This window comes from Croceibacterium mercuriale (assembly GCF_000802385.1).
Lineage (GTDB): Bacteria > Pseudomonadota > Alphaproteobacteria > Sphingomonadales > Sphingomonadaceae > Croceibacterium > Croceibacterium mercuriale.
Genome location: NZ_JTDN01000001.1, coordinates 1542473 through 1562418 on the forward strand (window position 1 = coordinate 1542473; position 19946 = coordinate 1562418).

Consider the following 19946-nt stretch of genomic DNA (forward strand, 5'->3'; position numbering starts at 1 on the left):
GATCAGAGCTCCCGCACGGTGGCGGACACCGCTGCCGCACGGCTCAGCGGGTTGCGCAGCGGCAGGGTGAACGGCGCGGCCTCGATCTCGAACACGTCGCCTTCCTCGGTCTTCACGCCCTCGCTGAAGGACAGGGTCGCGGTGCCGAAGAAGTGGACATGCACGTCCCCCGGGCGGCGGAACAGGTCGTACTTGAAGTGATGCCCTTCCAGATTGGCCAGGCTGTGGGACATGTTCGCCTCGCCAGACAGGAACGGCTTCTCCCACAGGACCTCGCCATCGCGGTGGATGCGGCTCATGCCTTCGACATGGGCGGGCGGCGGACCGACCAGCAGCTCCGGCCCCAGCGAGGCCTGGCGCAGCTTGGAGTGGGCCAGCCACAGGTAATTGTGCCGTTCCGTCACATGGTCGCTGAACTCGTTGCCCAGGCACAGGCCCAGGCGGAACGGGGTGCCATCGGGACCGATCAGGTAGATGCCGGCCAGCTCCGGCTCCTCGCCGCCATCCTGCGCGAAGGCCGGCATTGCCAGCGGGGCGCCGGGGCCGACCAGCTGCGAACCGTCGCCCTTGTAGAACCATTCCGGCTGCTGCCCGGTCTGGCCGGCAACGGGCTTGCCGCCCTCCAGCCCTTCCAGGAACATGCGCATGGAATCGGTCTGCTTCTCGGCCGCGGCGGCTTCGCGATGCATCTTGTCGCGCCCTTCGGCGGACCCGAGGTGGGTCAGGCCGGTGCCGGTCATCTGCAGATGCGCCGGATCGGCATGGTCGATCGGGGCGATGATGCGCCCGGCCTCCAGCTCCGCCGCGAGATCGACCGTATCGCCCTTGCCCGAACCATCGACCAGTTCGGCCAGCGTGCTGCCGGCGGCGATCGCCTGTTCCGCCAGGGCGCGGATGGTGGTGGCGCCCGGCACCAGCCAGGCGTCATCTCCGCGGGCGGCGATCACGGCACGGGCGCCGTCGGCGGCGCGATGTTGCAGAAGGCGCAGATACATCAGTTCATCCCCTTGTCGGGCCCGCCGCCCATGCGGCGCTGCCCCTTGTTCTACAGTGACTGTGTTCGTTAATCCTCAGACCGCCTTGCCGTCCAGCAGCAGCGGTGCGCCGGCCTGCCCGCCATTGCGCAGTTCCGGCGGCAGCAGCTCCGCGGGCAGGTTCTGATAGCTCACCGGCCGCAGAAAGCGGTCGATCGCCAGACTGCCCACGCTGGTGGTGCGCCCGTCGGACGTCGCCGGGAAAGGCCCGCCATGGACCATGGCGTGCGCCACCTCCACGCCGGTCGGCCAGCCATTCACCAGCACGCGGCCAGCTTTCAACTCCAGCACGGGCACCAGCCGCGCGGCGGCATCGGTGTCGCCGGCATCCATCTGGATCGTCGCCGTCAGCTGACCTTCGGCAGCCTGCAATACCCCGATCAGCTCCGCCTCGTCCCGGCAGCGGACCAGCAGGCTGGACGCACCAAAGATCTCGTGACCCAGCGCCTCGTCCGCCAGGAAGGCCGCCGCCGTGGTGGCGAACAGGCCTGCCTGGCCGCAGGTGGGGCTGCCAACCGAACCGCGGCCGACGGTCTCGACCTGCGGATGGCTGGACAGGTCCTCCACACCCTTGGTGTAGGCGGCATGGATGCCCGGGGTCAGCATGGTCGAAGACGGCGCATCGCCCAGCGCCGTGCGCGCGGCATTGAGGAAGGCGTCCAGCCCTTCCCCTTCCACGGCCACCACCAGGCCCGGATTGGTGCAGAACTGGCCCGCACCCATCGTCAGCGAACCGACGAACGCCATGCCCAGCGCCGCGCCGCGCGCCCTCAGCGCTTCCGGCATCAGCACCACCGGGTTGATGCTCGACATCTCGGCGTAGACCGGGATCGGCACGGGCCGCGCCTGCGCCAGCCTGACCAGCGCCATGCCACCGCCGCGCGATCCGGTGAAGCCCACCGCCGCGATGCGCGGATCCTGCACCAGTGCGGAACCGAGATCGTTGCCGGGGCCGGTCAGATGACCGAACACGCCGTCCGGCAGACCGGACGCCGCAACCGCCTTGCGGATCGCCTCGGCCACCAGCTCACCCGTTGCCGGATGCGCCGGGTGCCCCTTCACCACCACCGGACACCCGGCGGCCAGGGCCGAGGCGGTGTCGCCGCCGGCAGTGGAGAAGGCGAGCGGGAAGTTGGACGCGCCGAACACGGCCACCGGGCCGAGTGGGACGGTGCGCAGGCGCAGGTCCGGCCGCGGCAGCGGCTGGCGGTCGGGCAACGCCGTATCGATGCGCAGACCGCGCCAGGCACCTGCGCGCACCACCTCCGCGAACAGCTTCAGCTGACCTATTGTCCGACCACGCTCCCCCTCCAGCCGCGCCCGCGGCAGACCGGATTCGCGCGATGCGGTCTCGATCAGCGTGTCGCCGATCGCCTCGATCTCCTCGCCGATCTGCTCCAGGAAGCGGCTGCGGGTCTCGGCGTCCGTGCCGCGGTAGGCGTCGAAGGCTGCGGCCGCCGCTGCGCAGGCGGCCTCCACATCGGCCGTGCCGTGGACGGGGAAGGCGGGACCTTCCGCCTCGCCGGTGGCGGCACTGATGGAGCGGAACGTGTCGGCGCGGTCGGCAAGCGTTGCCTGATCGGTCATGATGAGGTCTCCGTTTACTCGGACATATCGGCGGCCATGCGGCTTGGCAATGTTTGCCGTTGCAAGCCCGCACCGCTTTGATAGGCAAGCACCATGACAGATGATGGGGGCGAAGGAGCGGCCGGTCGGCTGGTGCCGGAGAGCGAGACGCAGCCGGCGGCTGCGCCGCGGATCGCGCGCGGCACGGGGCGGCGCCTGCATGGCGCGATCGCGCACAAGCTGGGCACCGCCATCCTCTCAGGCCAGTACCAGCCGGGCGACGTGCTGACTGGCGAGGTCGCCTTCTCGGAGGCGCTGGATGTCTCGCGCAGTGCCTATCGGGAGGCGATCCAGGTGCTGTCGGCCAAGGGGCTGGTGGAAAGTCGGCCGAAAGCCGGCACCCGGGTGCTGCCACGTCAGCGCTGGAACCTGCTGGACCCGGATGTGCTGGCCTGGGCCTTCGGCGGTTCGCCGGACCTGAATTTCATCCGCAATCTGTTCGAACTGCGCGCCATCGTGGAGCCGGCCGCGGCGCGGTTGGCGGCGGAGCGACGCACGCGGGACGATGTACGGGTGATCAAGGATGCGCTGGGCCGCATGCGACGGCATACGCTCGCCAATGACGAAGGCCGCGCGGCCGATCGCGACTTCCACACCGCCATCCTGCAGGCGACGCAGAACGATGCACTGGTGACCCTGAGCGCCAGCATCGGCGCCGCAGTCAGCTGGACCACCCGGTTCAAGATGCGTGCGCGCGACCTGCCGCGCAATCCGGTGCCCGATCACGCCCGCGTGGCTGATGCAATTGCCGCCAGCGACCCGCAGGGGGCGGAGGATGCCATGCGCCAGTTGGTGGAACTGGCGCTGGAGGACACCCGCAGCTCCATGGAAGACTGAGGCACCGCCTCAGCCTTCCTAGAGATTACGCCTGCTTCAGGCTGTGCGGCTTGGCGGCGGGAGCGCGTTGGTGGGGCGAGCGCCCCATACAGCGTAGTACACGACGAACAGCTCGCACACGATCGTCAGCAGAAACGACCATTGCAGGCCGTAAGCATCGGCCAGCACGCCCTGGATCGCCACCAGCGCACCGCCGGCGATCGCCATGATCAGCAGGCCGGAACCTTCTTCGGTCAGCGGCCCCAGGCCACGGATGCCCAGCGTGAAGATCGTCGGGAACATGATCGAGTGGAACAGCCCGACCGAAATCAGCGCCCACATTGCGGCTTCGCCGGATGCGAAGGTCGCGATGGTCATGACGATCGCGGCACCGATACCGGCAATCGCCAGAGCCTTGGCCGGATCCATCCGCTGCATGGCGAAGGCGCCGATCAACCGGCCCACCATCATGCCGCCCCACAGCAGGAACAGGTAGTTGGATGCCTGCTGCTGGGTCAGATTGCCGATGTCGGGTTGGGACACGAAGTTGATGAACAGGTTGCCCACGCCGATCTCTGCCAGCAGGTAGGCGATCATCGCCGGGATCGCGAGCACCAGGTTGCGGTGCTGCCACAGCGACTGCCCGCGCCGTTCTTCCTTCGCCGACCGCTGCGTGGCGGCGCCGAGTGCGGGAAACGGGAAGCGCGCGATCACGATCGCCAGCACCGCCAGCACTGCGGCGACGAGCAGGTAAGGCAGGATCACCGATTGTGCATCGGCCAGCCGCTCCGCTTCCGTCAGCACCGCGTCACCCGCGGCGGCCGTGCCACCGGCCGTCCGCCCCAGGATCAGATAGCCGCCGAACAGTGGGGCCAGTGTCGCACCCGCAGAGTTGAACGCCTGCACCAGGTTCAGCCGGGAGGACGCGGTCTCGGGCGCGCCGACCACTGCGACATAGGGGTTGGCCGCCACCTGCAGCAGGGTGATGCCGCTGGCGATCACGAACAGCGCGATCAACGTCACGCCATAGGAAGGGATCATCGCCGCGGGCACCATCAGCAGCGCGCCGCCGGCCATCATGCCCAGCCCGGCAACCATCGACCGCTGATAGCCTATCCGCTCGATCAGCTTGGCGGACGGGATGGAGGCGAAGAAATAGGCGATGAACCACACGGATTCGATCAGCGTGGTCTGGAAGTAGGACAGCTCGAACACGGAGCGCAGATGCGGCAGCAACGTCCCGTTGATGACGGTGATGAAGCCCCACATGAAGAACAGGCTGGCGAGCAGCGTCAGTGCCGGGCGATAGTTCATCCCCGGCTGCGCTTCACCTATCGGCGCAGGCGCACCTGCAGTCGGCAATGCCATCGCGTATTCTCTCCCTGACATTCACCCGGCGACGAATCTCGGCACCGGTGTGATCAAATCCTTGCCCTAGCTTTTTATGTCCGACTATATAGCACGGCGAAGCTAGTCAACGATGATGGGAGAGAACATGCGGGAGCTCGGCATGCCGGCACGGTCGGCAATGGTGGTAGCGCTATTCCTGGCCGGGACGGGTCATGCGCTCGCCGGCGAGATGACACGTGAGCGCGCCGGGCAGCTGGCGGACGGCACTGTCGTGGAGGCGGTGACGCTGACCAATGACAATGGCGTGTCCGCCCGCATCCTGACCTACGGCGCCACCCTGCAGTCGCTGATCGCCCCCGACCGGGAGGGCAAGCTGGCCGATGTCACCCTGGGCTACGACGATCTGGCAGGCTATGTCGACACGCCCAACTATTTCGGCGTCACTGTCGGTCGCTACGCCAACCGCATCGCCGGCGGGCGCTTTGCAATCGACGGACAGAGCTTCCAGCTGCCCCAGAATGACGGCGACAATTCGTTGCACGGCGGCGGCGCCGGCTTTGACAAGAAGAACTGGCAGGTCGCCAGCGCGACCTCCGGCGCGACACCCGGCGTGGTGATGACGCTGACCAGCCCCGATGGCGACAGCGGCTATCCGGGCGAGGTGAAGGCGAAGGTCACTTACACGCTCGACAATGCCGGCAATCTGGCGATCACGTTTGAGGCTGATACGACCAAGCCGACCGTCATAAATATGACAAATCATGCGATCTTCAATCTGGCTGGCGAAGGCGCCGCCGGCGGCATCGAAGGACATCGCCTGACCATCCCGGCCGCACACTTTACGCCCGTGTCGGAGATCCTGATTCCGACCGGAGAACGGATGCCTGTCGCCGGTACCGTGTTCGACTTCCGCCAGGCTCGCTACATCGCGCACGGCCTGCGGGACGGCACAGACGAGCAGATCCGCTTCGGCCGCGGCTATGACCATAACTGGGCGCTGGACAAGGGCCTGACCGTGCAGCCCCAGCTGGCCGCCCGGCTGGAGGATCCCGTATCCGGCCGCGTGCTGGAGGTGCTGACCACCGAACCCGGCGTGCAGGTCTATACCGGCAATTTCCTGGACGGCACGCTGATCGGCAAGAACGGCCACCTGTACCGCATGGGCGACGGCATCGCGATGGAACCGCAGAAGTTCCCCGACGCGCCCAACCAGCCCGATTTCGTTTCGCCCCGTGTCGATCCCGGCAAGCCCTATCGCCACGCCATGATCTACCGCATTTCCACTGCGCGCTAAGGACGCCCGCTCCATGGTTGAAAATACAACGCGCCCGCTTCGCTCGCGCGCCTGGTTCCACAATTCCGACAATATCGACATGACGGCGCTCTATCTGGAGCGTTACCTGAACTACGGCCTTTCATTGGACGAGCTGCGCGGCGGCAAGCCGATCATCGGCATCGCCCAGACCGGCAGCGATCTCAGCCCCTGCAACCGGCACCACCTGGTGCTGGCCGAACGCATCCGCGAAGGCATCCGCGAGGCGGGTGGCATCGCGATGGAATTCCCGGTCCACCCGATCCAGGAAACCGGCAAGCGCCCGACCGCGGGGCTCGACCGGAACCTGGCCTATCTGGGCTTGGTGGAGTTGCTGTTCGGCTACCCGCTCGACGGCGTCGTGCTGACCACCGGCTGCGACAAGACCACACCGGCCTTGCTGATGGCGGCGGCCACGGTGAACATGCCGGCGATCAGCCTGTCGGTCGGCCCCATGCTGAACGGCAATTACAAAGGCCAGCGCACCGGCTCCGGCACGATCGTGTGGAAGGCGCGCGAACTGCTGGCCACGGGCGAGATCGACGAGGTCGGCTTCATCAAGCTGGTCGCGTCCTCCGCCCCCTCCACCGGCTATTGCAACACGATGGGCACGGCCAGCACGATGAACTCGCTGGCGGAAGCGCTCGGCATGTCGCTGCCCGGCTCCGCCGCGATCCCCGCGCCCTACCGGGACCGGCAGGAAGCTGCCTACCTGACCGGCAAGCGGATCGTGGAGATGGTGGCGGAGGATCTGAAGCCCTCCGACATCATGACCAAGGACGCGTTCCTCAATGCCATCGCGGTCAATTCCGCGATCGGCGGATCGACCAACGCGCCGATCCATCTGGCGGCGATCGCCCGCCATGTCGGCGTGGAGCTGCCGATCGACGAATGGCAGCATCATGGCCACAAGATCCCGCTGCTCGTGAACCTGCAGCCGGCCGGTGAGTATCTGGGCGAGGATTACTACCGCGCCGGCGGCGTGCCGGCCGTGGTGTCCGAACTGATGAAGCAGGGCCTGATCGCGGAAGGTGCGATGACGGTCAACGGACGCACCATGGGCGACAATTGCCGCAACGCGGTGATCGAGGACGAGGAAGTCATCCGCCCGTTCGAGCGTCCGCTGCTGGCCGATGCCGGCTTCCTGGTGCTGCACGGCAACCTGTTCGATTCCGCGTTGATGAAGACCAGCGTCATCTCGGCCGAGTTCCGCGAACGCTACCTGTCCGATCCCAATGATCCCGAGGCGTTCGAGGGCCCGGTCGTGGTGTTCGACGGGCCGGAGGATTACCATCACCGGATCGACGATCCCGCCACCGGGATCGACGACACCACCATCCTGGTGATGCGTGGCGCGGGGCCGATCGGCTATCCGGGCGCGGCGGAGGTGGTCAACATGCGGCCACCGGCCGAGCTGATCAAGCAGGGCATCCATGCGCTGCCATGCCTGGGCGACGGACGTCAGTCCGGCACCAGCGGCAGTCCGTCGATCCTCAACGCCAGCCCGGAGGCTGCTGCAGGTGGCAACCTGGCGCTGCTGGTGTCGGGTGACCGGGTGCGCATCGACCTGCGCCAGGGCCGGGTCGATCTGCTGCTGCCGGATGGCGAGCTGGCCGAACGCCGAGCGGCGTTCGATGCGGCGGGTGGCTATGCCTATCCGGGGTCGCAGACGCCGTGGCAGGAAATCCAGCGGGCTGTGGTCGGCCAGATGGAAACCGGCGCGATCCTGGAAGGGGCAGAGAAGTACCAGCGCGTCGCCCAGGTCCACGGCGTACCGCGCGACAATCACTGACCTCGGTCAGCCTGTCCGACCTGTCTCGTCGCGAGCCGGTGCTTGCGACGAGACGTCGGCCTCGAACTTAATAGTTCGGGTGTAGTGACCGCAAGCGGACACGCGTCCGCCTGCACTACAGTTTATGCCTGCCCCTGATCGGGAGTGTCGCCCACATCGTCGCCAGATCTGTCGGGCGTGATCCGCGGCGGCTCGGGATTGTCGGGCCCGGGCAAGGTTTCCGGCATGTCCTCGGGGACAGGCGTACCGTCCGGCTTGCGGGCGGGATCAGGAGCATAGGGGTCGGGGGGAAGTGTCGCCATTGGATGTTCTCCTGAAACGGCAGACCAACCGCCTGCTTCGCGCGGAAGTTCCAGGCACCGGGCCCATATCAGTGGAGTGACGGTCGTCTGATGTGCTCCAAGGCGGTGGCGCACGCCTCACTGCAGCGGATGCCCGGCCGCCGATCAGGCGGCAGCGATCGCTGCCACCGGCTGCTCCGCCCTCTTCAGCACTGCCAGGACCTGCCGCAGATCGGCCGGCGTGAACGGCTTGGACAGGATCGGACGGTTCCGGAACTCCGCCGGGAACTGGTCCAGACTGTACCCGGTCACAAAGGCGAACGGGGTGCCGCGTTCTGCCAGCGCTTGGGCCACCGGGATGACCGGCTCCCCGTTCAGGTTGCCGTCCAGCAGCACCGCATCGGGCGCCTCCGCAGCGATCAGGTCCAGCGCCTGCCGGCATGACGTTGCCGGCCCCAGCGTGATGATTCCCTGATCCTCCAGTTCCAGCGCCAGCTCCATCGCGACCAGCGGCTCGTCCTCCACGATCAGCACCCGCGACAGGCCAGCGGGCGGAGCGGAACAGGCAGGGACGACCGGCTCCACCACAGCCTGCGGTTCCTCGAACGGAACCGGCGGGTCGGCCTCCTCCACGGGCAGGGCGATGCGCCAGGTCAACCCTTCCCGGCTCACCTCGACGTCGGCCCGACCGCCGGATGGCCGCAAGCTGCCGGTGATCAGTTCGAAACCGAAACCGCGCCGGTCCAGCGCCTCGATGAGCGGACCGCCCTGCTCGCTCCAGCAGAACTGCAGCGTGCCTTGCTCGACCTGCCAGCTGACCGCCACCTGTCCGGCAGTACCGGACAAGGCACCATATTTGTGCGCGTTGGTGGCCAGTTCATGCAGCACCAGTGCGAAGCGCAGGGCCAGCTCCGGCGGCAGATGCACATCCGGACCAGTCAGCCGCAAGCGTTCCTCCGGCACGGTGCCGATGGACAGCTGGTCGGCGATCAGCCGGCGCAGGCTGGCGCTGCTCCAGGTGGTCGCACTCAGCAGCGCATGGGCGCGCGACATGGATTGCAGACGCCCGGTGAAGTTCTCCTCGAACTGCGGCAAGGACCGGGCGCGCTTCAGGCTGAGCGAGGCCATGGCCTGCACCGTGGCCAGCGTGTTCTTCACCCGGTGGTTCAGCTCGCCCACCAGCAGGCGCTGCGTCTCCTCCGCGCGGTGGCGTTCTGTCACGTCCTGCACCTGCAGCATCAGGGTGCGCGCGGGGCCGGCCCTGCCGGACAGGGAGGAGCAGTACCACTCCCCTTCCCGGACTGATCCGTCGGCGCGAATGAAGCGGTGGCACTGCATTTCGCGCCTGTCGCCCACGGTCAGCAGGTCGGCCGTTTCGGCCAGGAACCCGGCCCGCATCTCGGCCAGCAGGAACGGCGCGTCGGCGATGCGCGTGCCCAGCATGGCACCGGCTTCGAGCCCGAACAGGCGCACCGCCCCCTCGGCCCAGGTGATGATCCGGCCGTCGGCATCCAGCTCGATCACAGCCAGCGGGGAATTGTCGCCATGCGCGCGCAGCCGACCCAGCGCCGCACCAAGCTCGTCCCGCTGGCGCGCCAGTTCGCAGCGCTGGCGCGCCAGTTCCACGAACACCGCCACCTTGCTGCGCAGGATCGTGATGTCGAGCGGCTTCAGCAGGTAATCCACGCCGCCGGCCTCGAACCCCTGGAAGCGGCGCTGCTCGTCCGTGGCGACCGCGGTCAGGAAGATGATGGGGATCCCGCGGGTACGCTCCGTGCTGCGCATCAGCTCGGCCAGTTCGAACCCGTCCATCTCCGGCATCTGCACGTCGAGCAGCGCCAGTGCGAAATCACCGTGCAGCAGCAGTTCCAGCGCCGCGATCGCGCCGCGCGCCGGCACCAGCTCCACTCCTGGCAGGTCCAGCGCGGCCTGCAAGGCGACAAGGTTGGCGTCGACGTCGTCCACCGCCAGGATGCGGATCGGTTCAGCCTGCATGGGTCATGGTCCTGTTCGGCACGCTCTCGGGGCTGAGCGCGGTGCGGCGATAGATCTTGTCGGTGGTGGCGAAGTCGCTGAACAGCGGGGCCCGCGCCGAGAGGTGGATCGTCTCCTTGGCGCCCAGGCCCAGGAACCCGCCATGCGGCAGGGATCGGGCAAACAGGTCAAGGGCGCGATCCTGCAGCGGTCGGTCGAAATAGATCAGCACGTTGCGGCTCGACACCAGCTGCACCTCCGAAAACACCTCGTCACTGGCCAGGTTGTGGTCGGCGAAGACGGCGCGGCGGCGCAGGGTGGGATCGAACCGCGCGGCGCCGAAGCCGGCCGTGTAGTATTCGGACAGCGATCCCTTGCCGCCTGCCGCCTGGTAATTGGCGGAAAAGCCGGCGATCCGGTCATCGGGGAAGATGCCCGCCTCTGCCCGGTCCAGCGCCGCGCGGTTGATGTCGGTGCAATAGAACAGCGTGCGATCCTCCAGCCCCTCCTCCCGGAACAGGATGGCGAGGGAGTAGAACTCCTCTCCGTTGGCGACCCCGGCGATCCACACCTTCAGCGATGGCCAGGTGCGCAGATGCGGTACCACGTCCCGCCGGAGCGTCGCGAAGTAGGAGGGGTCGCGGAACATCTCGCTGACCTGGATCGTCAGAAACGACAGCAGCACGTTCAACGCGGCCGGGTCGTGCAGCACCACATGCTGCAGCTGCGACAGGCTCGACAGGCCGAAATGCGCGCACGCCCGGACCAGCCGACGTTCCAGCGAGGCGCGGGCGTACGAACGGAAATCATACTGGTAGTGTCGCCAGATCGCCTCCACCAGCAGGTCGGTCTCGATCGCCCGCACAGCTGCATCGTCCACCATCAGCGCGGCATCCACACGCGCACCAGGCTCAGCAGCTTGTCCACGTCCAGCGGCTTGGCGAGGTAGTCGTTAGCGCCGGCATCCAGGCACTCCTGCTGGTCGCGCTCCATCGCCTTGGCCGTCAGCGCGATGATCGGCAGGTTCTGCCACTGGGGTTGTGCCCGCAGGTGGCGCATGGCGGTAAGCCCGTCCATCTCGGGCATCATGATGTCCATCAGCACCAGATCCACCGGCACGCCGCCGTCGGCGCGGCTGCCATCCAGCACCTCGATCGCCTCGCGCCCGTTGCGTGCCACCCGCAGGCGGACGCCATGCGGCTCCAGGATGCCGGTCAGGGCGTAGATGTTGCGGACATCGTCCTCCACCACCAGCACCTGCCGCCCGTCAAGCATGGCGTCGCGGCGCATGGCGCGTTCCAGCATCTGCTGGTGCTCGCTGGGCAGGTCTGCCACCACCTGGTGCAGGAACAGCGTCACCTCGTCCAGCAGCCGCTCGGGCGACTTCACGCCCTTGACGATGATCGACTTGGAGTAGCGCCGCAGCGCCAGCTCCTCCTCCGACGACAAGTCGCGGCCTGTATAGACGATCACCGGCGGGAAGCTGAACGCCTCGTCATTGCTCAGCCGCTCCAGCAGCTGCAGTCCGGGCATGTCGGGCAGGTTCAGGTCCATCACCATGCAATCGAAGGTCTGCGTGGCGACCAGTTCCAGGCACGCGGCGGCGTCATGGGCTTCCACCGTCTCCACGTCTCGCGATGCCAGCAGGTGGCGGATGCTGGTCGCCTGCGTGGCATCGTCCTCCACCACCAGCACGCGGCGCAGGCGTTGCTCCATGCGCGCTTCCAGCCCCTCCAGCATGCCGATCAGCGCATCGCGGCTGACCGGCTTGAACAGGTAACCCACCGCCCCGCTGGCCAGCGCGGCCTGCATGTCGTCGTCGACCGACACCACATGCACCGGGATGTGCCGGGTGCGCACGTCGCGCTTGATCCGGTCCAGCACCGACAGGCCGGTATGGTCGGGCAGGTTCATGTCGAGGATCACCGCATGCGGCAGGTATTGCCGCGCCAGCAACGTGCCCTCGTCCGCCGTCCCGGCGATCAGGCACTGGAATCCCAGCTCGTGCACCAAGTCGCGCAGGATGCGGGCAAAGACCGGATCGTCCTCCACCACCAGGATCAGGCGCTTGTCGCCCGCCAGTACCGCGCGATCGTCCGGCACCAGCACGGGCGCCGGCACGTCATGGGCCTGAGCGGGCTGCGGCAGGATGCGCTGGGCCATGCGACTGGCGGTCGGCCGCGCCGGCTCCGGCATGGTGGCCAGGTCGATCCGTTCGGGCAGTTCCAGCGTAAAGGCGCTGCCCTGCCCCGGGGTGCTGTCCAGCAGGATCTCGCCCCCCAGCAACCGGGCCAGTTCGCGGCTGATCGACAGGCCCAGCCCGGTCCCGCCATAGCGGCGGCTGATGCTGCCATCGGCCTGCCGGAACGCCTCGAAGATGGCGTCGTGCTGGTCGGGCTCGATACCCGGCCCGCTATCGCGCACGACCAGTGCCACGCGCCCGGCGGAGCGGCCCTCGCGGACCTCCAGCGTGACCGAGCCGCTATCGGTGAACTTGATGGCGTTGGACAGGAAGTTGCGCAGGATCTGCTCCAACCGCTGCGGGTCGGTCTCCAGCTGCCGCGGCGCACCGTCCTCGATCACAGCCTCGAACCGCAGCCCCTTGTCCGCCGCCGCCACGCCGAACACGCCGCGTAGCTTGTCCAGCGTGCCGGCCAGATCGACGACCCGCAGCTGCAGGTCGACCTTCCCGGCCTCGATCTTGGAGATGTCGAGGATGTCGTTGATCAGCACCAGCAGGTCGTTGCCCGATCCCTCGATGGTCTCGGCAAAGCGGACCTGTTCCGCGGTCAGGTTGCCGGCGCGATTGTCCGCCAGCAGCCGCGCCATGATCAGCAGCGAGTTCAGTGGCGTACGCAGCTCGTGGCTCATGTTCGCCAGGAACTCGCTCTTGTACCGGCTCGCTTGCGCCAGTTCGGCGGCCTGGTTCTGCAAGGAGGCCTGCGCCCGCGTCAGCTCGTCGCGCTGCGCCTCCAGCGACTGGGTCTGCTCCTCCAGCTGTGCGTTGCTGCGCTCCAGCTCTGCCTGCTGGTCCTCCAGCTGCGCCTGCGATGCCATCAGCTGACGACTTTGCGCGTCCAGTTCCTCGTTGGTGGCACGCAGTTCCTCGCCCTGCGCCTGCAACTCGGTTGCCTGCGCCTGCGTCTCGGCCAGCAGATCCTGCAGCCGCGCACGATACAGTGCGGAGCGGAAGGCAATGGCCAGCTGGTCGGACACCATGTCCAGGAACGGCAGCGCGTCCGTTTGGTGATCGTGCCGGTCGAACACGCCCAGCTCCACCACGCCGTTGACCATCCCGTCCACGGCGCTGACGCCCACCAGCAGGCTGCGCGGGCTCGCCTGGCCCAGCGCGGTGCCGAAGGTCAGATAGCCGGCAGGCACCGGCGTGACGATGTGGCTGCGACAATCGCGGACAGCCTCGGCCAGCAGCCCGTCCCCGGCGTGCAATTCGTCCGGCACGGGCGCGGTCGCGGGCACGCCGAAGGTCGCCTGCCGCCGGAACCGGTCGCCATTGCGCAGGTATATGGCCCCCACGCCGGCCCCCAGCCGGTCCACCAGGAACCGCAGCGCCGCCGCTGCGGTCTCGCCCGGGGTCAGCTCTCCGGCAAGCACGCTCGCCAGCCCGGCCTCCCCGTCGCGCAGCCATTGCTGGCGCCGGTTCTGCGTGCGGTAGCCGATGAACAGGAAGCCGATGGCCGCCAGCAGCAGGTTGATGAAGCTCGCCAGTCCGCGGTTCACCAGTGCGACGCCGGTGTCGATACCCTCCGGCGCGAAGGCGAAGCCGATCGCCATCAGCACCGTCGCGGTGGCCGCAACGATCACCGGCAGGATGCGATGCATGGTCAGGTAGGTCAGGACGGTCGGCAGAAGATAGATGACCCACACCGCCGTACCCAGCGGGAAGGTCAGGTCGGCCAGGAACGTGCCACCCAACAGCACCAACAGGCCGGCATAGGACAGCAGCCGGCCGTCAAACCCTTGTCGTGACGGCATTATCAACTCGGCAAGCGGGACTCCGGGCACCACGTCGCGCCCCCGTCCTGCTCGCGACATGCCTGCTATTCGGCCCAAAACGCCGAAGTGCCAGTCCGGTTCCCGTCAATCTTCCGGCGACGTCGCTTGGTCTGCCGGCGCCAGCGATGCAGGATCGGCTCGGTATAGCCGGAAGGTTGCGTCGCCCCGTCGAACACGAGTTCGCACGCGGCCTGGAAGGCAGGATGCGTCCGCCATGCCGGCGCCATCGGCCGATATGCCGCATCGGCCGCATTCTGCCGGTCCACCCGCACGGCCATCCGGCGCAAGGTGTCCAGCACCTCCTCGCGCGTGACCACGCCATGCAGCAGCCAGTTGGCGATGTGCTGGCTGGAGATGCGCAGGGTCGCGCGATCCTCCATCAGGCCGACATCGGCGATGTCCGGCACCTTGGAACAGCCGATCCCGGCATCGATCCACCGCACCACATAGCCCAGCAGGCTCTGGCAGTTGTTCTCCAGCTCCTCTGCGATCTCCGCCCGCGACCAGCCACCATCGGCCAGAGGCGGGGTCAGCAGCGCTTCCCTCCCGGGCGCCTCAGCCAGCGTGCGCTGTATCGCGAATACATCGGCCTCATGGTAGTGCAGCGCGTGGAGGACCGCGGCGGTGGGTGACGGCACCCATGCCGTGGTCGCCCCGGCGGCCAGGTGCGCGCCCTTCTCCGCCAGCATGGCCGCCATCCGGTCGGGCGCGGCCCACATGCCCTTGCCGATCTGCGCCCGCCCGCCAAGGCCACAGGCGAGACCTGCCGCGACATTGCGCCGCTCGTACGCGTCCAGCCAGCGGGCCTGCTTCATCGCGGCCTTGCGCACCACCGGGCCGGCCTGCATCGCCGTGTGGATCTCGTCCCCGGTACGATCCAGGAAGCCGGTGTTGATGAACACGATCCGCTGGCGCAGCGCATGGATGCAGGCGGCCAGGTTCGCGCTGGTCCGCCGCTCCTCGTCCATCAGGCCCAGCCTGACCGTATGACGCGGCAGCTCGAGCAGGTCCTCCACGGCATCCATCATCTCGTCCACGAAGGCGCACTCGTCAGGCCCGTGCAGCTTGGGCTTAACGATGTAGATCGCGCCGACGGCACTGTTGCGCCATCGGGTGAGGCCACGCACGTCCAGCGCACCGATCGCTGCGGTGACGACTGCATCCAGCAGCCCTTCCGGGATCTCGCTGCCATCGGACAGCAGCACGGCGTCGCTGGTCATCAGCAGGCCGACATTGCGCACGAACAGCAGGCTGCGACCGCCCAGGGCACCGGGATGGCCGTCGGGGCCGGTGCAGGTCAGGTCTCCTTCCAGCTGGCGGATCTGCCGATCGCCGCCCTTGTCGAACCGCGCGATCAGATCGCCGCGGATCACGCCCAGCCAGTTGCGGTAGGCCGCCAGCTTGTCCGCCGCATCCACCGCCGCCACCGAATCTTCCAGGTCGACGATGGTGGTCAGCGCGGCTTCCAGCCGGATATCGGCGATGCCTGCCCTGTCGTCCTGCCCGATGGGGTGCGCACGATCGATCACCAGCTCGATATGCAGACCATTGTTGCGGAACAGCAGGCCGTGCTGCGTCGTGCCGCAGGCCTGCCCCGGGTCGGCCAGCCGGATCGCATCGGCATCGGGCAGGTCGGCCCAGCTGCCCGCGCGCAGCGGCAGGGTCCGGTCCAGGAAGGCGCGCCCGGCTGCAATCACCCGGGCACCGCGTTGCCGATCGTAGGTATCGCCCACCGGCAGGTCGCCCAGCGCATCCGTGCCGTACCAGGCATCGTACAGACTGCCCCACCGCGCATTCGCGGCGTTGAGCAGGTAGCGCGCATTCAGCACCGGCACGACCAGCTGCGGCGCGGCGGTGGCGGCGACTTCCGGATCGGCGGGATGGTCCGCGATGGTGAACGGCGCGGGCTCGGGCAGCAGGTAGCCGATGGTGTGCAGGAAGGCGCTGCAGGCGGCCGGATCATGGTCCTGTCCACGCCGTTCCCGGTGCCAGCCATCGATCTGCTGCTGCATCCGCTCACGAACGGCCAGCAGCTCGCGGTTGCGCGGGGTGAAACGCGCGACCAGCCCGGCAAGGCCGCGCCAGAAGGCACCGGTGTCGAGCCCCAGCGGCCCAAGCACCTCCGTGTCCAGGAACGCAGCCATGGCACTGTCGACCCGCAGCCCGGCGATCTCCACCCGTGCCATCCATCCGCTCCCGCTTGTTGTCCTGCCGCTGTCCTACGCCTGGCGGGTGGACTTTGAAAGCTGGCCCACAAGCGGCTACAGCCTGTCCGATGGGACTGGAGCAGGACGAGCAACAGGCGCTGGCGCCGATTGACGGGGCGGCCATGCTGGCGCGGGTGGAGGGCTGGTGCGCGATCAACAGCGGCACCCGCAATCTGCCCGGACTGGCGCGGCAGGCACAGGCACTGGCCGACGCCTTTGCCGCCCTGCCGGGCGCGGTCACGCTGGTCGATCCGGCGCCGGTGCGGATGATCGACGCTGCCGGGCGGGAGGTTGCGCAGGCCCATGGCCAGCACCTTCTGGTGCGCGTGCGGCCGGATGCCGCGCGGCGGGTGCTGCTGACCGGTCACATGGACACGGTCTACCCCGCAGACCACCCCTTCCAGTTTGCCCGCTGGCTTGATGCCGACACACTCAACGCACCGGGCGCGGCCGACATGAAGGGCGGTCTGGCGGTGATGCTGGAGGCATTGCTGGCGCTGGAGGCCACGCCGGCAGCACCCCGCCTCGGTTACGACGTGCTGATCAACGCGGACGAGGAAACCGGCTCGCTCGCCTCCGCCGCGCTGATCGCGCAGCTGGCCTCCGGCAGGGTGGCCGCGCTGACCTACGAGCCGGCGACCGCGCCTGACGGCACGCTGGCCCATGCGCGCGGGGGCAGCGGCAATTACTCGGTAGTGGCGACGGGCCGCTCCGCCCATGCCGGCCGCAACCCGCAGGACGGGCGCAACGCGGTACTGGCGCTGGCTGACCTGGCGCTTCAATTGAAGTGGCTGGCAGGGCCGGAGCTGTCGGTGAACCCGGCAAAGATCGAAGGCGGATCGGCGAACAACGTCGTGCCCGACCATGCCGTGCTGCGCTTCAACATCCGCCCGCAGACCACAGGAGCGGCGGAGCGGTTCGCGGTCGACTTCGCCAGGATTGTGGCAGGCGTGGCCGCGGAACATGAGGTGCAGCTGCACCCCCATGGCGGCATTACCCGCCCGCCCAAACCGGTGGATGCGCGCGCGCAGCGCCTGTTCGACCTGGTGCAGCGCGCCGGCGCCGATCTCGGCCAGCATTTCGGCTGGCGACCCAGCGGCGGCGTGTGCGACGGAAACAACATCGCCGCAGCCGGGGTGCCGGTGGTCGACACGATGGGCGTGCGTGGCGGCGCGATCCATTCGCCGGACGAATACATGATCGTGCCCAGCCTGGCCGAACGCGCCGGGTTGTCGGCGCTGGTCCTGCACCGCCTCGCCTCGGGAGAGCTGCCATGAGCTTCGTGATCCGCGCCGCTGGGCCGGACGACCTGCAGCCGCTCTACGAGATGGCCAAGCTGACCGGCGGCGGCTTCACCAACCTTCCGCCGGAACGGGCCGCATTGGCAGCCAAGCTGGAACGCTCCGCCACCGCCCTCGCCCGCACCGATGATGCCGTCATTGACGAACAGTTCGTGCTGGTGCTGGAGAATGTAGAGACGGGCCTGGTGCGCGGCACCGGGCAGCTGTTCACGCAGGTGGGGCAGCGCTGGCCGTTCTACTCCTACCGCCTCACCACCATGACCCAGTATTCGCGCGAGCTGGACCGCACCATGCGCGCCGAGATGCTGAGCCTGGTGACCGACCTGGAGGGATCGAGCGAGGTGGGCGGCCTGTTCCTGCATCCGGGGGAGCGGGCCGGGGGGCTCGGCCTGCTGCTCGCCCGCAGCCGGTATCTGTTCATTGCCGCGCACCGGCAGCGCTTCGCCCCGCGCATCCTGGCGGAACTGCGCGGCATCATCGACGAACGCGGCGGATCCCCGTTCTGGGATGCTGTCGGCGGCTGTTTCTTCGGCATGACGTTCCAGGAAGCGGATGAGTTCAATGCGCTGCACGGCAACCAGTTCATCGCCGACCTGATGCCCAAGCACCCCGTCTACACCGCCATGCTGGCAGAGGAGGCGCGCCGGGTGATCGGCCTGCCGCACCCGACCGGCCGCGCGGCGATGCGGATGCTGGAACATGAAGGGTTCCACCATCACGGCTATGTCGACATCTTCGACGGCGGACCCACCATGACGGCGATGACCGATCAGGTCGCCAGCGTCCGGCAGGCGCATTGTGCTGCGCTGACCGACGCCATGCTGGCCAAGGGAGAACAGGCGCTGATCGCCGCCGGCACCCTGGCGACCTTCCGCTGCTGTTTCGGTGCGCGGCAGGTGCTGGATGATGGCACCGTGGCGATCGACTCGCACACTGCGGACCTGCTGCAGGTCAATCCCGGCGACATGGTGTGGAGCATCGCGCGATGAGCCTGCGCGAGATCAATTTCGACGGGATCGTCGGACCAAGCCACAATTATGCCGGGCTCAGCATCGGCAACCTGGCGGCCACCGCCCATGCCGGGCAGGTCAGCCACCCCCGCTCCGCCGCGCTGCAGGGCCTCGCCAAGATGCGCGGCAACATGGCGCTGGGCTTGCCGCAAGGCGTGCTGCTGCCCTTGCCACGGCCCAATGCCGGCTGGCTGGACCGGCTGGCCTGGATACCGGAGGCGGACCCCGCCCTGCTGGCGGGCGCCTGGTCCGCCAGCGCGATGTGGACCGCCAACGCCGCCACGGTCAGCCCCGCGCCCGATACGGCGGACGGCCGGTGCCATCTCACCGTCGCCAACCTCGTCACCATGCCGCACCGGGCGCAGGAATGGCCCGATACCATCCGCCAGCTGCGGGTGGCGTTTGCCGATGAAAGTCACTTTGCCGTGCACGACGCGGTTCCGCCCTGCTTCGGCGACGAGGGCGCCGCCAATCACATGCGCATGGCGGCCGAGCATGGCGCACCCGGTATCGAGATGTTCGTCCATGGTCGGCCCGGCGGCCGCTTTCCCGCGCGCCAGCACGAACAGGCCAGCCGCGCGGTGGCCCGTCGACACGGGCTGGATCCCGGCCGCACGCTGTTCGTGCAGCAGGCGGCGGAAGCGATCGAGGCGGGGGCGTTCCACAATGATGTGGTGGCGGTGGCGAATGGCACCGTGCTGTTCACGCACGAGCGCGCCTTTGCCGATCCCGACGGTACCTATGCCGCGATCCGCCGACTGCTGCCAAAGGCCGAGATCATCGTGGTGCCTGACGCCGAGGTCAGCCTGGCCGATGCCATCGCCTCCTACCTGTTCAACGCCCAGCTGCTGTCCTTGCCGGCGGGTGGCGGCATGGCGCTGGTGGTGCCGGGCGAGGCCTCGGCCCATCCCCGGGTTCACGCCTTCCTTGACCGGCTGCTGGTGGGCAATGGCCCGATCCGGCAGGTGCTGCCGGTGGATGTGCGGGAAAGCATGGCAAATGGCGGCGGACCGGCCTGCCTGCGGCTGCGGGTGGTGGCAGACCCGGGAACCGTCGATCCGCGCTTCCTGCTGGATGACGACAAGGCCACCTTGATCGAGGGGGTGATCGCCGCGCACTGGCCGGAGGCGATCGCACCGGCGCAGCTGGGCGATCCGGCACTCGCCCACCAGATTGTCGCAGCGCGGTACGCCTTGCTGGACGCCCTCCACCTGCTGGAACTTGCCTGA

Annotated in this window: 14 protein-coding genes; 6 read left to right on the forward strand and 8 right to left on the reverse strand. The window is 68.2% G+C overall.

Annotated elements, in window-relative coordinates; translation table 11 throughout:
* Window positions 1–2: 2 nt before the first annotated feature.
* Together araD1 and PK98_RS07110 are read right to left on the reverse strand one after the other, a co-directional pair.
* Window positions 3–995: an AraD1 family protein gene (gene araD1 / locus PK98_RS07105; RefSeq protein ID WP_039095333.1), complete on the reverse strand. Its 993-nt coding sequence runs from the start codon at window positions 993–995 to the stop codon at window positions 3–5.
* Window positions 996–1070: 75 nt separating this feature from the next.
* Window positions 1071–2621, reverse strand: coding sequence for an aldehyde dehydrogenase (NADP(+)) (locus PK98_RS07110; RefSeq protein ID WP_039095335.1), 1551 nt, complete (start codon window positions 2619–2621; stop codon window positions 1071–1073).
* Window positions 2622–2714: 93 nt separating this feature from the next.
* Between PK98_RS07110 and PK98_RS07115 the strand changes: the two genes are divergently transcribed.
* Window positions 2715–3497 (forward strand): FadR/GntR family transcriptional regulator, encoded by a 783-nt coding sequence (locus PK98_RS07115; RefSeq protein WP_081996074.1) that lies wholly within the window; start codon window positions 2715–2717, stop codon window positions 3495–3497.
* A 36-nt stretch (window positions 3498–3533) separates the two neighbouring features.
* Here PK98_RS07115 and PK98_RS07120 read toward each other — a convergent pair whose 3' ends face one another.
* A complete protein-coding gene (locus PK98_RS07120; protein ID WP_052208165.1) occupies window positions 3534–4844 on the reverse strand; it encodes a sugar MFS transporter in 1311 nt (436 codons plus the stop codon).
* A gap of 160 nt (window positions 4845–5004) precedes the next feature.
* Here PK98_RS07120 and PK98_RS07125 point away from each other — a divergent pair, with 160 nt between their 5' ends.
* A complete protein-coding gene (locus PK98_RS07125) occupies window positions 5005–6120 on the forward strand; it encodes an aldose epimerase family protein (RefSeq protein ID WP_235425469.1) in 1116 nt (371 codons plus the stop codon).
* A 13-nt stretch (window positions 6121–6133) separates the two neighbouring features.
* A complete protein-coding gene (locus PK98_RS07130; protein WP_039095340.1) occupies window positions 6134–7930 on the forward strand; it encodes an IlvD/Edd family dehydratase in 1797 nt (598 codons plus the stop codon).
* Window positions 7931–8052: 122 nt separating this feature from the next.
* Here PK98_RS07130 and PK98_RS16705 read toward each other — a convergent pair whose 3' ends face one another.
* From PK98_RS16705 to PK98_RS07150, 5 genes are all read right to left on the reverse strand, one after another.
* Complete coding sequence (locus PK98_RS16705) at window positions 8053–8232, reverse strand: hypothetical protein (RefSeq protein ID WP_152608556.1); 180 nt, start codon at window positions 8230–8232, stop codon at window positions 8053–8055.
* A gap of 144 nt (window positions 8233–8376) precedes the next feature.
* Window positions 8377–10206, reverse strand: a complete 1830-nt coding sequence (locus PK98_RS07135) for a response regulator (protein ID WP_039095342.1) — start codon at window positions 10204–10206, stop codon at window positions 8377–8379.
* A complete protein-coding gene (locus PK98_RS07140; protein WP_039095344.1) occupies window positions 10196–11083 on the reverse strand; it encodes a CheR family methyltransferase in 888 nt (295 codons plus the stop codon). The genes PK98_RS07135 and PK98_RS07140 overlap by 11 nt, the downstream gene beginning before the upstream one ends.
* A complete protein-coding gene (locus tag PK98_RS07145) occupies window positions 11068–14178 on the reverse strand; it encodes a response regulator (protein ID WP_039095346.1) in 3111 nt (1036 codons plus the stop codon). The genes PK98_RS07140 and PK98_RS07145 overlap by 16 nt, the downstream gene beginning before the upstream one ends.
* A gap of 65 nt (window positions 14179–14243) precedes the next feature.
* Window positions 14244–16385 (reverse strand): malate synthase G, encoded by a 2142-nt coding sequence (locus PK98_RS07150; RefSeq protein WP_052208168.1) that lies wholly within the window; start codon window positions 16383–16385, stop codon window positions 14244–14246.
* Window positions 16386–16474: 89 nt separating this feature from the next.
* Between PK98_RS07150 and PK98_RS07155 the strand changes: the two genes are divergently transcribed.
* From PK98_RS07155 to PK98_RS07165, 3 genes are read left to right on the forward strand one after another with little or no spacing between them, the layout of a single operon-like run.
* Window positions 16475–17683 carry a hydrolase gene (locus tag PK98_RS07155; protein ID WP_039095348.1) on the forward strand — a complete coding sequence of 403 codons (1209 nt, stop codon included), beginning with the start codon at window positions 16475–16477 and terminating at the stop codon, window positions 17681–17683.
* Window positions 17680–18696: an arginine N-succinyltransferase gene (locus PK98_RS07160; protein WP_039095350.1), complete on the forward strand. Its 1017-nt coding sequence runs from the start codon at window positions 17680–17682 to the stop codon at window positions 18694–18696. The genes PK98_RS07155 and PK98_RS07160 overlap by 4 nt, the downstream gene beginning before the upstream one ends.
* A complete protein-coding gene (locus PK98_RS07165; protein WP_039095352.1) occupies window positions 18693–19946 on the forward strand; it encodes an N-succinylarginine dihydrolase in 1254 nt (417 codons plus the stop codon). The genes PK98_RS07160 and PK98_RS07165 overlap by 4 nt, the downstream gene beginning before the upstream one ends.